Below are 15,014 nucleotides of genomic sequence, written 5' to 3'. Positions count from 1 at the left end.
TGCGCTGTATATTTCCAATTGTTTCATAATAATCTGTAAGGAGGCGTTTATCCAATTCAAGGTGAAAGGGAGTAGAAGGATAACCATGACGGAAAGGCAATGGGGAGCTGGCAGTGAATTGGGACAGCGTCGATTTGAAGATGAAGAGTTCATCAGAGCAGAGGAGATTATGGCAAACGAGATTTCTCCCGAGACGGATCTGCTGAAGCATTTTGCAATGGCAGGAGGAGTCACCCATGAGGAGGTATTGCTGTTACTGGCATCGCCTGACGATATTGAAGAAGCCCTCAGGGTTTCCGGGATCCGGCATAACGGCACGGACAGACCTTCCTTGACCCGACTGCTGGGGTGGAGTGACAGGAACAGAAGACTGAAAGTCATGAGCCGATCCGCAGACCCTGAATCCATTGCACGAGATATCAGGCAAGGTGCTCAGGGAATTGGGCTGATACGCGGGGAGGATGCTCTGCAGCATGGCCTGCTGCAGGAGGTTTACACGGCGTGGTTGAATTCGCGGAGCGCAGAGAAGAGCGCCCTGTTAAGGCGGAGACTCATTATGCTATGGAAGACCTATTGGGTGTCGGTGTTTCAGGCGGCGGGTGGAGCCCGATGTGCGGTCAGCTTGCTGCATGATGCCCGGCTTTCCAACACGATGGAGTTACGTGAAGTGCAGGATGCTCAGCTGGAGTCGCTGTTCCGAGCTGTGGAGCAGTGCAGCGAGGAAGGCGTAGATTGCCAATTAGAGCTCCTGGCTGTACGTCCGGCACACGCGGATGACTTTATATCGATTCATAATTTTATCGAAGAAGTGGCAGAGCAGACCCTTATGGATCAAAGGCGTTTTGTGCGTATTCGCTATGGGGCGCTGTTCGGAGAAGGGATGAAACCAGCAGCGGGAGCGGAGATTGCCCGTTTGGCCGATGTGATTGTATTCGATTCGGAGGGTACGGAGAATTTCGAATCCTCGGATGAGGCAGGACACAGGGTTGCGGCTTTCTCAGAGATGATCCATCGAATTAGGCGAACGAAGCCGCAATTAACGCTCCGGATCAATGGGGTGGCTGCCACGGATTTACGGATGGTTTACCGGCAGGGCATACATGAGGTGTGCTGTCAGCCCTCAGAGATTGCAGCCATTCGAATAACCGGCGCGAGGCTGGAGATGCGCCGCAGATGTTCGACGATTGTCGAGTGATGGAATGTGAGCGCTTTACGAAATAAGTGATTGTATAGAGAGAAGTCCTTGCGAGAGATCGCAAGGGCTTTTTTACGTGTTGAAGGTTCATCTTCACCATCAGGGAACACCAATAGGCACTCTTCAGCATTTAAAAAATGTGAAAAATATGGTTTACAAATGAGGATGAAGTGAGTATGATACATATAAAGTTGTACGAAGGAAAATAAATTGTATAAGTTCAAAAATGATTCTCATTCTCATTTAGCATGCTGCTCCGGCCAAGCCGGGGCAGCATGTGTCATTTTAAGGGTAGTAATAATGGATCTCATTCTCAACTAGGAAGGTGATTGGTTATGCAATGGATACAAAGTCAAACGACGACTGGACGCATATCGACAATAGAAAATGGAGCGGATCCACGTGAGCCGCGGCAGCCTGGGAAGTGGGATATACGCAGCCTGCTGAGCAACGCGGAGGTCGTGGCTGCACTGGGCAGTGGCCTGCTGATGCTGGTGGCTTGGCTGACCAGCCAATGGTCTGAGCCGCTCTCCGTTGTGTTGTATGTGATATCCTACGCCGTCGGCGGATGGGTAAAAGCCAAAGAAGGTGTGGAGACCCTTCTGAAGGAGCGCGATCTGGATGTGAATCTGCTGATGATTGCTGCCGCTATGGGAGCTGCAGCGATAGGGTACTGGAATGAAGGCGCAATGCTGATCTTCATCTTTGCCCTCAGCGGGGCGCTTGAGAGTTATACCATGGAGAGAAGCCGCAAGGATATCTCGTCCTTGATGGAGCTGCAGCCGGAGACGGCCCTGCGTATCGAGAAGGGGGAGATGGTATCGGTATCCATCAGCAAGCTGGAGATCGGCGACCTGATTCTGGTAAAGCCGGGCGAGCTTATTCCTGCAGACGGCAAAATTTATCGCGGCAGCTCCTCGGTCAACCAGGCTTCGATTACCGGCGAATCCGTACCGGTCGATAAGTCCATAGGCGATGAAGTATTTACCGGAACCTTGAACGGGGAGGGCGTATTGTACATTGAGGTCACCCAGTCGGCGGAATCCACGTTGTTCGCCAAGATTATCAAACTGGTGGAAGAAGCGGAGAACGAAGTACCGGAATCGCAGCGGTTCATCAAGCGGTTCGAATCGATTTATGCCCGTGTCGTTGTCATTGCGACCGTGGCCCTGATTGTTCTGGCTACTCCCGTTCTGGGATGGGACTGGGATACAACCTTCTACAAAGCGATGGTGTTTCTCGTCGTGGCATCCCCTTGCGCGCTGGTATCTTCGATCATGCCTGCGATGCTGTCGGCGATTTCCAATCGCGCCAGAAAAGGCGTACTATTCAAAGGCGGCGCCCATATCGAGAATATGGCACGCACGGCAGTTGTTGCTTTTGATAAGACCGGTACCTTGACGCTTGGTACGCCAGTGGTTACGGATTTTATCGCAGGCGAGGGCTGGGATCGGCATGAATTGCTTGGCATCAGTGCTTCTATCGAAAGAATGTCGAAGCATCCTCTGGCCTTGGCGATTGTCCAATCGGCTCAGAAAGAGGGGGCCGAGCTGCAGCAGGTGGAGAACGGTCAGTCCATAACAGGCTGGGGTATGCAGGCGGAAGTGGAAGGAATCACCTGGAAAATAGGAAAAAGTGATATTCTGGATCAACCGACTGCAGATCAGTATTCGGGTGAAGCTTACGCGCAAAAAGATTTGAGCGTGCTTGAAGAGAATCGCCAGCACTGGCTGTCCATCCGGAACACGCTGGAATCCGAAGGCAAGACGGTATCCGTTATTCTGAAGGGAGACCGTATCGCGGGCATGATCGCTCTGCAGGATGCGGTCCGGCCTCAAGCGGCGATGGCCGTTAAGCGGCTTCAGCAGTTGGGCATCAAGGTAGCGATGCTGACGGGGGACCGCAAGGCGACGGCGGACGTGATTGCGAAGCAAAGCGGCGTAGACATGGTGTTCTCCGACTTGCTTCCGGAAGATAAAGTTACACATATTAAGGAGCTTCGGTCCCGTTACGGCCATGTGGTCATGGTTGGAGATGGTGTGAACGATGCGCCGGCACTGGCTACCGCGACCGTCGGGATCGGCATGGGCGTTTCGGGAAGCGGAACGGCGCTGGAGGTAGCGGATGCGGTGCTTATGAATGATAACATCGATGAAATTGCCGGCACCGTCAAGGTGGCACGCCGGGTTCAGCGCATCGTGAAGCAAAATATGATATTTGCCATCACCGTGATTTTGACGCTGATTGCAGCCAATTTCATTCAAGGCGTTGCGCTGCCACTGGGCGTCATCGGTCACGAGGGGAGCACCATTCTGGTTATACTGAACGGGCTTCGTCTGCTGCGTTCCAACCATTAATCGACTGAGCATCATCTGCTATGACAAAGCATCCCCTTCTTTTCCTTGGTGGAGAAGAAGGGGATTTCTTTTTGGGGAGCGAAATAACAGGCTACTGGAATTAGTGAAAGATGAGAGGTGATCAGCAATATGGCATCCTTTTACGACGCTCCGAGAGGCGAGGCTTATTCCTGGCTGATTGATTATGCGATAGAGCGGTCGGCGGTATTCGTGCTAGCAAGGCGTGGAGAGTTCCAACTCATGGAGGAAGCCGAGCGCATATTTTCGCTACTCGAACCTTATCTGATCGAAGAACGTTCGATTAGCGAGGAAGAAATCATGAAGCGGTTTGAAGAGGAAACCGAGCGAGGCAACGGGATTGAATACGGAGCAGGCACCTACTATATCTATGAATGCTGCGAGGAAGCTGCTGCTGTGTTGAAGGAGGCTGCGGATGATCTGTTTGCCTGGCAGCATCCCCTTCTGCCGGAAGATTTAAACTTTTGGGATAGCAACGGACAAGACTTCCTCTATAATGTGGCTCATGAAAGAATGGGAGGGCTTCAGATTGACAAAGAAGAAGCCGCGAGAATATCGGCCATGGTTCCGGGTCTATTTCTAAGTCGGCCTGAACATAAGCAGTTTGAAGCATTCTGGCAGGACGTTTTGTTTCACAAGCCACGGAAACTAGAAATATTCGGGTTTGGCATCAAAGAGATTCCTGAGAGTATTGGAGAATTAAAGGGACTGAAGGAACTTATGATCCACGAAAGTTATATCACCAGTCTACCTGCGGCCCTGTTCAGTCTAACGGAATTAGAAGATTTGACAGTCTATACGGCGGATTTGATGGAGATTCCATCGGAGATCAGTCAGCTGACCAAGTTAAAACGCTTGAATATCGCATGCGGGAGTTATCATGGACCTACGAATGATATTATTAGGAGAGAGGAAGTTTCGCTGACAAAGGTACCGCCCGAGATCGGCCGGTTGAAGTTGTTGGAAGTACTCAGCATTAATTATACCGGCTTGAAGGAGCTGCCCGTGGAGATGGGACAGCTGCAAAATCTAAGGTTCCTGGATTTAAGTCGAAACCAACTCTTGAGCGAGCCGGAATTCATAGGGGATTTGCCCATTTGCCCGAACTTCCATATGTAAATCTGTCGGATAACCGGTATAATACAAGTCCTCAGGATCAGCGCCGGATCGATTATATTGAATAATCGGATCTGGGGAAATGATGCCCTAACCAAGAATCCCCCTGACTTCGCATGGCGAGTGCAGGGGATTCTTGTAGTTGCCGAGTTTGGCTCTCAATGGCCGTGAACGATCTCGATTTCTCCCAAGCTTCTACGCTGCTAGGTTCGGCATTAGGGCTCGTGCCTACGTTGTCCTTTTTTCATCAAACATTCATCTTCCTTTCGTTGAAAGAGTGGGGGAGGCACTTGGTAGCCTTATATTCATTTAACTCTCTCTAAGCGTACGATTATTTTCGAAGTAAACGTTTCCAGAACATCAAGACCGTCTTCTTCATTGGAGAAAGGGGTCCAATTCCCAAAAATATTGGATTTCAGTGCGATTTATGAAGAATGGATTAACAATATTTTCAGATGGGGTGTGATGTGACATATTGACAGACGGCTCTGATATAACCATAATTAATATTAATTTATAATGATTATAATTAAGCGTTCCATATATAGGAGGGAAACGATATGTACAAATCCGTTATTATAGGCACAGGCCCTGCCGGCCTTACGGCTGCAATCTACCTGGCTCGTGCGAACCTGAGCCCACTCGTCATTGAAGGTCCGCAACCTGGCGGGCAGCTGACAACCACAACCGAAGTTGAGAATTTCCCGGGTTTTCCCGAAGGTATCATGGGTCCTGAACTGATGGACAATATGCGTCAGCAGGCTGAACGTTTTGGCGCGGAATTTCGTACAGGCTGGGTGAACAGCGTGGAATTCGGAGAGCGTCCGTTTAAGCTGGACGTAGACGGTATCGGCGAGGTAGTTGCCGAAACGTTGATCATCTCTACAGGCGCAACGGCCAAATACCTTGGCATTCCGGGAGAACAGGATAATGTAGGACGCGGTGTAAGTACCTGCGCAACATGTGACGGATTCTTCTTCCGCGGCAAAGAGATCGTTGTTGTCGGCGGCGGAGATTCCGCGCTGGAGGAAGCGAACTTCCTGACCCGCTTTGCATCCAAAGTAACGCTGGTTCACCGTCGGGAGGAGCTTCGTGCCTCGAAAATCATGCAGGATCGCGCCCGCGCTAACGAAAAAATCGAATGGGCATTGAACCGCACACCGCAGGAAGTCATTGCGGACGAGACAGGCGTCAAAGGTATCAAAGTGCTTAACAATGAGACTGGGGAAGAAGAGACGATCACGGTCAGCGGCGTATTCGTGGCGATCGGTCATCATCCGAACACCGGTTTCCTCGACGGAAACATTACGACGGATCCGAACGGTTATATCGTAACGACCCCGGGAACATCGGAGACGAATATCCAAGGCGTATTTGCTTGCGGCGACGTTCAGGATACTCGTTACAGACAAGCGATCACGGCGGCAGGAAGCGGCTGTATGGCAGCTATGGATGCGGAGAAATATATCGAGAGTTTGGAACACAACGCTGTCGTGTTGTAAACTGATAGATAGAGATCGAACGGGCTTTTAGCAGAGCCAAATCATAAGTAGAGGAGACTGACCAACCATGGAAAATGTGATTGTATACACTTCGAACAACTGCCCGCACTGCAAACAAGTAAAAGGCTTCTTGTCCGATCAAGGCATCGAATTTGAAGAGCGCAACATCGAGCAAAACGACGAATTCGCGCAGCAAGTATGGGATATGGGCGTTCGCGCAGTACCGCTCACGATCATCGGCGAGCACCGCATACTTGGCATGAACAAGCTCCAGTTCAACAAAGCGTTGAACCCGGAGGGTTAATCTAAGCAGGCGTCATGGCAAGCCGATCGCTTGCTTCATGATATGAATAAAAAGCTCCTTCCCTGAATCAGGGAAGGAGCTTTTTTAGCTTCCGAGCCTATGCTGCCAACATTCGCTCAGATCATGTTCACTTGCTAAAAAACAGACTCATGATGATCTGGAATACGACGTATGCAGCCACGCCGGAGCCGAGGAGAATGAAACCGACTTTTTTCTTGCCTTGAAAAAAACGCATGATGGCGAGACTGAACAAAGGTGCGATAACTAGGAGAAACAGCAATATGGTCACAAACATTTGTGCCGATATTTCCGCAGTGCTTACATAGGTCATTTGAGCGTTTCCTCTCCCTTTTGTATAACGATCACACGTTTCTCCACGAGGAGAATCGTGATTTAAATTACAGGACGAGATTAATTATAGCGGAAAATCGCGGGAATTTCCTTAATATGCAGGGTGTTAATTACGACAAAATATCGTCAATTTTAATGAATCGGCATGGAGACCCGTATCGGCCCCAGAAATTGCGAGATGGCGGAGTAAGCCGCACCGATCATGGTCGAGCGGCTGCCCAGCTCGGCGAACCGGATCTCCATTAGCTCACGGTGGTAGGGAAGCGTGCGCTGGGCAACGACCTGTCGCAGCGTATCCTCAATCCAAGCCCGCGCGTCGGACAGCGGACCGCCAATAATGACCGATTGCGGATTGAATCCGTTGACAAGATTGGTAATGCCAACGCCGAGATAACGTCCGAGCTCTTCAAAATGCCGGATGGTCTCCTCATGGCCTTGCTCTGCATGGTGAATCAGCTCGGATGTCCGCCTGGACGGGAGAGCGGCGCCTTTGCTGTCGTAGGATTTCTCCGAGGCATACAGCTCCCAGCAGCCGCGGTTGCCGCAGGTGCATTCCAGTCCATCGGCTTCGATGGACATATGGCCGCTTTCGCCGGCATATCCGCGGGCGCCCTTATAAAGCTCGCCATTGATGATAATGCCAGAGCCGATACCGCTGCCAGCACTGATATAGAGGAGATGGCGAGCGTCCCGGCCAGCTCCGAAGCGCAGCTCGCCTTGGGCGCCCGCGTTCGCTTCATTGTCGATGGTAACGGGAAGTCCCAGCTCCTGCTCGAGCTGCTTCTGCAGCGGCACCATGTCCCATCCCAAGTTGGGAGCGAAGAGGACGATGCCGTCACCGTCAACCATCCCAGGGACGCCTACGCCGATCCCGATGATGCCGTATGGGGAGGGAGGAGCCTGCCGCATCAGGCCATGAATCAGGCTAACCATCAGCCGCGTCACCGATTCCACGTCATGTCCTTCAAGGGCGGTATCCTCTTCGGAAAGAATCCGGCCTTCCAGATCTGTAAGCACGGCGGTCATTTGCTTGACGCGCAGCTCGACGCCGACGGCATAACCAGCTTGTCCGTTAAACAGCAGCAGCTGCGGCTTCCTGCCGCCGCTGGATTCGCCGGGTCCGATCTCCTGGACCAGGTGGTTGCTGCACAGCTCCTGTACGAGATTGGAGACGGTAGCCTTGTTCAGTCCGGTCAGCGTGGATACTTTTGCTCGGGAAACAGGGGCGTGCTGCCGTATCGTATCGAGAATAATGGAGGTATTTATTTTTTTGACCAGAGCCTGGTCACCGGTAATATTCGCCATGTGTATTCATCCTTTTAGTCTTGCTTTCTAATCATTATAAGTTTTGGAGACTTGATATGCTCATAGTCTAGGGGCTAAGCCCCGAAATTGCAACAGCCCGTAACGCTGCCCGGGTACTCACAATCCTTAGCCCGGTGGTTTCCATCGTCGTAACATTTGAATATGGATTTAGAAGAATCATAGGCAGTAAGCCAAACGGAGATATGTTGAACTTTAGTAGAAAATAATCCTAATAGGAGGGGGCATCGGTTTTGAAAAAGTTGTAAAGCAATAACTTTGTTTAACCAATAGACAAAGTGGAAATCCTGTGATAGGATAACCTTGTAAGCGTTAACCACACCTTAACAAGGTATAGGAGGATTTATTCATGGCCTATTTTAACAACATTAGCAAAGTCGAGTACGAAGGCAGCCAATCAACCAACCCTTATGCTTTTAAATTTTATAATCCAACAGAAGTTGTAGCCGGCAAAACGATGGAAGAGCATCTCCGTTTCGCCATGGCTTACTGGCATACATTGACTGCAGGGGGTTCGGATCCGTTCGGCGCCGACACTGCGGTTCGCCCTTGGGGGAATTACTCCGGCATGGACCTCGCCAAAGCACGTGTTGAGGCAGGTTTCGAGTTCATGGAGAAAATGAACCTTCCGTATTTTTGCTTTCACGATGTGGACATTGCACCGGAAGGCAGCAGCCTGCGTGAGTTCTACAGCAATATTGATACAATCGTGGATTCGATTGAAGACCACATGAAGTCCACCGGTAAAAAATTGCTCTGGAACACGGCGAACATGTTCACGAATCCTCGTTTCATGCATGGTGCGGGCACTACGTGCAATGCGGATGTATACGCTCATGCGGCTGCGCAAGTGAAGAAGGGCCTTGAAGTCGGCAAACGCCTCGGCGCCGAGAACTATGTGTTCTGGGGAGGCCGCGAAGGTTATGAGACCCTGCTCAACACAGATATGGGCCTTGAACTGGATAATCTGGCGCGCCTGTTCCATATGGCGGTTGATTATGCGAAGGAAATCGGCTTTGACGCCCAATTCCTGATCGAGCCTAAACCGAAGGAGCCAACGAAGCACCAATATGACTTTGATGCGGCCACAACGATTGCATTCCTGCAAAAATACGGTCTCGACAAGCACTTTAAACTAAATCTCGAAGCCAACCACGCCACGCTCGCTGGTCATACCTTCGAACATGAGCTTCGCGTAGCACGCATCAACGGCATGCTCGGTTCCCTCGATGCGAACCAAGGCGATATGCTGATCGGATGGGATACGGACGAATTCCCGGTTAACATCTACGACGCGACATTGACACTGTACGAAGTGCTGATGAACGGCGGTCTCGGCCGCGGCGGCGTGAACTTCGATGCGAAGGTTCGCCGTCCGTCCTTCGAGCCGGAAGATTTGTTCCATGCGCACATCGCTGGTATGGATACTTACGCAAAAGGCTTGAAGGTGGCAGCGAAGCTGATCGAAGACCGCGTATTCGAGGACTTCATTGCGAAGCGCTACAGCAGCTTTAGTGAAGGCATCGGCGCAGACGTCGTATCCGGCAAGGCTACACTGGCTTCTCTTGCAGAATACGCGCTGAACAACGAGTCTCCGCGCAAGAACGAATCCGGACGTCAAGAAATGCTGAAAGCGATTCTGAACCAGTACATTCTTGCCAATTAATCGATACACGTTTTAGTGCTTGTATCATGAAATCCAAACCTTCACCGGCTCCCTTCAGGGAAGCCGGTGTACTTATTTCAAACAGCAAACTATAGCGAGCTAGGGTCGACAGTCATCCAAGCATGCTCCGGATCACGCATCGTGAGCCCGGGGTAGAAATGCCAACGATGTTTTCATGTTCGGTTCATGAGGAGACGAAGGAGGATTTAGATGAGTTACGTTATCGGAGTTGATTTGGGGACCAGTGCTGTGAAGACCGTGCTGGTGGATCGCAGCGGCAAGGTTGTCGCCGAGCATTCAGAGTCGTATCCGCTGAGCCAGCCGAAGCCGGGATACAGCGAGCAGCGACCGGAGGATTGGGTGGACAAAACGGTATTGTCGTTACGGCAATTAATGAACGGAAACAACATTGACCCATCCGAGGTTGAGGGGTTAAGCTTTTCCGGCCAGATGCACGGTCTGGTCTTGGTAGACGGTGAGGGTGCAGTGCTGCGACCGGCCATTCTGTGGAATGACACGCGCACAACGGCACAATGCCGTCGCATCGAGGAGACCCTGCAGGAGAAGCTACTCGGGATTGCACGCAATCGCGCGCTGGAAGGTTTCACCCTGCCCAAGATTCTATGGGTACAGGAGTTTGAACCGGAGCTGCTCGAACAGGCTGCCCTGTTCCTGCTGCCTAAAGATTATGTGCGTTTCCGCCTGACTGGGCAATACGCGATGGACTATTCCGATGCAGCCGGAACACTGCTGCTGGATGTGGCGGGCAAGTCTTGGAGCAGCGATATTCTGGATGCCTTCCAGCTGCCGCACACCTTATGCCCACCGCTGGTCGAATCCTTCGACGAGTGCGGCACTCTGCTTCCTGAGATCGCTAAGCAATCGGCTCTATTGCCAGAGACGAAGGTATTTGCCGGCGGGGCGGACAATGCCTGCGGCGCCATCGGCGCCGGCATTCTCGAAGAAGGGCAGACGATGTGCAGTATTGGTACATCAGGCGTGGTCTTGTCCTATGAGGAGCGTCGCGAGGTGGATTTTGCAGGGAAGGTTCATTTCTTTAATCATAGCGAGAAAGACGCTTACTATATCATGGGCGTGACTCTGGCAGCGGGATACAGCCTGACCTGGTTCAAGGATACCTTTGCGCCGGATATCTCCTTTGACGCGCTGTTGAGCGATATCGGAAGCATCCCGGCTGGCAGCGGAGGGCTGCTGTTCACGCCGTATATCGTCGGTGAACGCACGCCGCATCCGGATGCCACCATCCGCGGCAGCTTCATTGGCATGGACGCCGGACATAAGCTGCCTCACTTTGCACGTTCGGTACTCGAGGGGATTACGTTCTCTCTCCGCGAATCCATCGATATCCTCCGCGCATCTGGCAAGCGGATCGACCGCGTTATTTCCATCGGGGGCGGCGCCAAGAACGAAACTTGGCTGCAAATGCAGGCGGACGTGTTTAATGCTGAAATCGTGAAGCTGGAAAGCGAACAGGGCCCGGCTATGGGTGCAGCGATGCTGGCAGCTTACGGTTGCGGCTGGTTCCCGAACCTTCAGGACTGCGCAAAGGCGTTTTTGCGGCCGGCACGCTCGTATTCTCCGAATCCGCAGGCGGTTCAGGCCTATGATAAATTGTTTGGACTCTATCAAAGCGTATACGGAGCAACGCGTGAACTCGGCGCAGAGCTGTCTGAATTCCGCGGATAACCTTATAGATGTTAAAGAGCAGGTCGGGAAGACAGTTTTCCGGGCCTGCTCTTTTTGCGTGAACGCTTCGGACCGCATATACTTGAAGCAGGCTGAAGTTACGGCCCTTGCGATTTAGGAACGTGCCGGAAGTGTAAATAGAAATGGGGGAACACATTGAAACTGACAGCTGAACTCAAACGCGAGAAAATTGTTGCCATCGTGCGGGGCATTACGAGAGAACAGGCGAACTTCGTAGGAGAAGGATTGACCCAAGGCGGAATCCGGTTCATGGAAGTGACCATGAATACGGAAGGTGCTTTACATATGATCCAAGATTGGCGTACTCGCTATGATGGCGCTGTATATATAGGTGCGGGAACCGTGCTTGATGTGGAGATGGCGAAGGAAGCGGTCTCAGCCGGAGCTCAATTTCTGATTTCCCCGAACACGGATCTTTCCGTCATCGAATTTGCTTTGGAGCAGGGAATTGATGTATGGCCAGGGGCAATGACGCCAACGGAGATCGTCGCGGCGTACGCAGCCGGGGCCGAGATCGTGAAGCTGTTTCCTATGGCCAGTCTGGGCTTGTCATTTATCCGGGAGCTTCAGGGTCCGCTGAATCACATTCCGCTGCTCGCAACGGGTGGAGTTACGTTGGATAATCTTACGGATTATTTTCATGCAGGCGCGGCAGCGGTTGGTTTAGGCAGCGCGCTGCTTCCGCAGGATGCCCTCGTGTCCGGCAATATGGAGGAGATCAAGCGTCGCACGGCGGCTTTTGTTGAAGCGGCGCGGCTTGGTTAAGATGTGTTCGAAAGGGAATTCCCAATTCGCAAGAAGAGGGATCGAAATAGTTACACTTTGTTCATCCTTAACGATGCAGGTTATGTTTCGGAAGCTTACTACATAAGGAATATATAGACAAGTTATGGTATTATTTAGGTAGCTTGGTTATGTCATTGCTGCCGTGTACAGGCACTTGTTAAGGATATCATCATGTGTAAGTAAGGCATGGTTAGGTTCAAGTAATGGAAGGGAGCGAATCAAGTGAATCCATCGGGTAAGAAGAAGGTAAGGGTAAAAAAGACCGTGTGCGCGGTTACGGCTACAGCCATGCTTTGTTTGGCGCAGCCGGTATGGGGAGACAATTCCGTTCCGGGCAGCGGAATCATTGTATCCGATACAGTAACTACCGTGACTAGCAGCGATAACACCGGTTCGGAGAGCGTAACGGATAACGAAACACCGAATGGCGCAAAAATTTCATCCAAGCAGGCGGAAGACATCATTAAGAAGGCTTTCCCGGAGCTCAAGAACGTGAAAGTGTCTAACGTGCAGTTCCTGGAGAATGATGGCATGAGATCGAGCGCGCTAGCTTGGGATCTGCAAATGGTACTGACCAAAGGGAATTCAAGCTCCGGCTTCAATGCCCAGGTCAATGCGGTCACGGGGGAACTTCTTAACATTTATATCCCTCATTCTTTGATGAACCCTGGTAGCGACAAACCGGTATTAACCCGGGATGCAGCCAAGGAGAAGGCGCTGAAATGGATCGGCAGCCATGTATCGGATGTGAAGACGAGTGAGCTTAAGGAGAATGAGGCTTATCTCGGGATGCAGACGGCATTGTTCAGCCCGCCGCGGTTTGAGTTTTATTTCCAGACCTCGGTGAACGGGATTGAATCGGATGTGAACAGCATCTCGATCACGCTTGACGGACAGGGCAATACCGTGAACTATTCCCGCAATCAAATCAATGAGGAGTTTCCTTCATCCACACCGAAATGGAATGAGGCCTCCATCCGTAAAGTGTTTGAAGATCAGTTCCAGGTATCCTTGGCCTATGTACCTGATAATTTATATAACAACGCCAAAGGCAATTATTTCTTAGGTTACATACCTAATGATCAATCAGGCAATTCACTGGATGCCAATACAGGCAAGTTCATTAGTTTCTCAGGGGAAGAGAGCGGGTTTACCTCGGTTGAGAATGGCGCGATTCCGGCATCCAAAGAAACCTTTAAGCCAATCACCGCTCCATTCGCTGGCGGAGAGGCAGCAGCCATATGGGTGGAATCGCAGATCAAGCTCCCGTCTGGTTTAAAGACCGAATCCAAGAGACTGGGTACAAGATGGAACAACAGCGAGGTTAAGACGTGGAACATAAGTTGGGGCGAAAACAAGCTCTCCGCCATGGGCGGAGGGGAGACGGTATCCGCAGAGGTGGACGCCAGGACCGGGCAGATTTACTCGTACAACCGATATCGTTTTGACCGGGCCGAGGCTGCGGAAGTGAAGAACCCGATTTCGCAGCAGGCTGCGCAGGATCTCGCATTCGAGACGGTAAGCAAGCTGGTGCCGCATGCCGCAGAGGAATGGAAGCTGACATCGGTTGAAAAAATGGGCAAAGACACTAAAACCCTCAGCTACCAATTTTCATTCCAACGCTATGTCGGTGATATTCGCGTCATGGGCGATTCCCTGAGCCTCACGATGGAGGCCAACGGGCAGATCCAGGGCTTTAGCGTGAATTCGGACGCCGTTCTGTCCAAACTGCCAACGGATGCAAAACCGGCCATCAGTGCGGAGCAGGCAAGAGCTAAATATCTGGAAGAAATTGATCTGAAGTTGAAATACGGTTACTATGGTGGCTACTCAATGGCCGGTAATGAGGTTATGAAGCCTTTCATCAAGCTGATTTATTATCCGACACACAAAAAGGCGGCCTTCGGCGGCATAACGGTGCCGCTTGATGCCAAGAGCGGGGAATGGCGCGATATCATGCCCGAAATGAGCCGCAAGGATATTCCGGCGGTTACCGATACGGCGGGGCATTATGCGGAAGCGGCTCTTAAGGAGCTGGTGAAATATCGGGTGCTGGTTCCGGACAAGGACGGAAAGGTATACCCGGATCGCCAGATTTCCCTTGGCGAATGGTATCAGCTGGTGGCGGCTTCGGTAAGCCCGTCCTATGAGCAGCTGTATGGAAGACCTACAATGGATCCATACGCAGGCTTACAGCCGGACCATCCGTATTACCAGGCCATTCAGGTGCTGATTGGGCAGAACTGGATCCCTTATGATCCGGACAGCCCGCTGCAGCTGGACGGCAAGCTGACAAGGGATGAACTGGCAAGCTCGCTGACCCGCATCCTGAATTATGAGAAGCTGTCCAAAGCCTTTATCCTTCCAACTGACGTGCAAGGGATATCGGATGCCGACGCCATCACTAACAAAGGAGCAGCCCTGATTGCTCTCAAGCTGGGTCTTCTGCCTGCAGTTGATGGCAAGTTCTTGCCGGAGCGTGAGGTGACGCGTGCAGAGGCTGCAGAGGTTCTGGTTCGCATGTCGAAGCTCGCGGGACGTAGCGATTCCTTCCTGTCCTCATTTTATTGGTAGTATTTGATATTCGTGCCCGGTCGACAAAACTAGAACCCTTAAGCCCTGATGTTATGTGTTACAATAATGGTGCATACGGATGAGGAAGATGAAG

Annotated in this window: 11 protein-coding genes; 9 read left to right on the top strand and 2 right to left on the bottom strand. The window is 51.6% G+C overall.

Annotated elements, in window-relative coordinates; all coding sequences use genetic code 11:
* Positions 1–85 precede the first annotated feature (85 nt).
* From NYE54_RS29615 to NYE54_RS29595, 5 genes are all read left to right on the top strand, one after another.
* Entirely contained in the window at positions 86–1,195 is a 1,110-nt protein-coding gene (locus tag NYE54_RS29615) for a PEP-utilizing enzyme, TIM barrel domain protein (RefSeq protein ID WP_339268115.1), read from the top strand.
* Between the two features lie 335 nt (positions 1,196–1,530).
* The gene (locus tag NYE54_RS29610; protein ID WP_339268113.1) at positions 1,531–3,552 is read left to right on the top strand and encodes a heavy metal translocating P-type ATPase; all 2,022 of its coding nucleotides are present in this window, start codon (positions 1,531–1,533) and stop codon (positions 3,550–3,552) included.
* A 129-nt stretch (positions 3,553–3,681) separates the two neighbouring features.
* Positions 3,682–4,689 (top strand): leucine-rich repeat domain-containing protein, encoded by a 1,008-nt coding sequence (locus NYE54_RS29605; protein WP_339268111.1) that lies wholly within the window; start codon positions 3,682–3,684, stop codon positions 4,687–4,689.
* A gap of 557 nt (positions 4,690–5,246) precedes the next feature.
* A complete protein-coding gene (trxB, locus tag NYE54_RS29600) occupies positions 5,247–6,188 on the top strand; it encodes a thioredoxin-disulfide reductase (RefSeq protein ID WP_339268109.1) in 942 nt (313 codons plus the stop codon).
* Between the two features lie 67 nt (positions 6,189–6,255).
* Entirely contained in the window at positions 6,256–6,492 is a 237-nt protein-coding gene (locus tag NYE54_RS29595) for a glutaredoxin family protein (RefSeq protein ID WP_076325401.1), read from the top strand.
* Between the two features lie 127 nt (positions 6,493–6,619).
* On the opposite strand, the gene NYE54_RS29590 is transcribed toward NYE54_RS29595, so the two are convergent.
* Together NYE54_RS29590 and NYE54_RS29585 are read right to left on the bottom strand one after the other, a co-directional pair.
* Positions 6,620–6,823 carry a hypothetical protein gene (locus NYE54_RS29590; RefSeq protein ID WP_076325402.1) on the bottom strand — a complete coding sequence of 68 codons (204 nt, stop codon included), beginning with the start codon at positions 6,821–6,823 and terminating at the stop codon, positions 6,620–6,622.
* Between the two features lie 152 nt (positions 6,824–6,975).
* Positions 6,976–8,148, bottom strand: a complete 1,173-nt coding sequence (locus NYE54_RS29585; RefSeq protein WP_339268107.1) for an ROK family protein — start codon at positions 8,146–8,148, stop codon at positions 6,976–6,978.
* 367 nt (positions 8,149–8,515) lie between these two features.
* On the opposite strand from NYE54_RS29585, the gene xylA reads away from it, so the two are divergent.
* The 4 genes from xylA to NYE54_RS29565 all read left to right on the top strand — a co-directional run bounded on the left by xylA (position 8,516) and on the right by NYE54_RS29565 (position 14,920).
* The gene (xylA, locus tag NYE54_RS29580; RefSeq protein WP_076325404.1) at positions 8,516–9,832 is read left to right on the top strand and encodes a xylose isomerase; all 1,317 of its coding nucleotides are present in this window, start codon (positions 8,516–8,518) and stop codon (positions 9,830–9,832) included.
* 210 nt (positions 9,833–10,042) lie between these two features.
* Complete coding sequence (xylB, locus tag NYE54_RS29575; protein WP_339268105.1) at positions 10,043–11,539, top strand: xylulokinase; 1,497 nt, start codon at positions 10,043–10,045, stop codon at positions 11,537–11,539.
* A 156-nt stretch (positions 11,540–11,695) separates the two neighbouring features.
* A complete protein-coding gene (locus NYE54_RS29570) occupies positions 11,696–12,325 on the top strand; it encodes a bifunctional 4-hydroxy-2-oxoglutarate aldolase/2-dehydro-3-deoxy-phosphogluconate aldolase (protein ID WP_076325406.1) in 630 nt (209 codons plus the stop codon).
* 243 nt (positions 12,326–12,568) lie between these two features.
* The gene (locus NYE54_RS29565) at positions 12,569–14,920 is read left to right on the top strand and encodes a YcdB/YcdC domain-containing protein (protein WP_339268104.1); all 2,352 of its coding nucleotides are present in this window, start codon (positions 12,569–12,571) and stop codon (positions 14,918–14,920) included.
* Positions 14,921–15,014 lie beyond the last annotated feature (94 nt).

The organism is Paenibacillus sp. FSL K6-1330 (assembly GCF_037976825.1).
Lineage (GTDB): Bacteria > Bacillota > Bacilli > Paenibacillales > Paenibacillaceae > Paenibacillus_AQ.
The sequence above is the reverse complement of the archived record's forward strand: the minus strand, read 5'-3'. Positions and strand labels throughout refer to the sequence as shown.

Bases quoted from the DNA above. Each gene is read 5' to 3' on its own strand.
- NYE54_RS29615 (WP_339268115.1), top strand. From the start codon at position 86: ATGACGGAAAGGCAATGGGGAGCTGGCAGTGAATTGGGACAGCGTCGA.
- NYE54_RS29610 (WP_339268113.1), top strand. From the start codon at position 1,531: ATGCAATGGATACAAAGTCAAACGACGACTGGACGCATATCGACAATA.
- NYE54_RS29605 (WP_339268111.1), top strand. From the start codon at position 3,682: ATGGCATCCTTTTACGACGCTCCGAGAGGCGAGGCTTATTCCTGGCTG.
- trxB (WP_339268109.1), top strand. From the start codon at position 5,247: ATGTACAAATCCGTTATTATAGGCACAGGCCCTGCCGGCCTTACGGCT.
- NYE54_RS29595 (WP_076325401.1), top strand. From the start codon at position 6,256: ATGGAAAATGTGATTGTATACACTTCGAACAACTGCCCGCACTGCAAA.
- NYE54_RS29590 (WP_076325402.1), bottom strand. From the start codon at position 6,823: ATGACCTATGTAAGCACTGCGGAAATATCGGCACAAATGTTTGTGACC.
- NYE54_RS29585 (WP_339268107.1), bottom strand. From the start codon at position 8,148: ATGGCGAATATTACCGGTGACCAGGCTCTGGTCAAAAAAATAAATACC.
- xylA (WP_076325404.1), top strand. From the start codon at position 8,516: ATGGCCTATTTTAACAACATTAGCAAAGTCGAGTACGAAGGCAGCCAA.
- xylB (WP_339268105.1), top strand. From the start codon at position 10,043: ATGAGTTACGTTATCGGAGTTGATTTGGGGACCAGTGCTGTGAAGACC.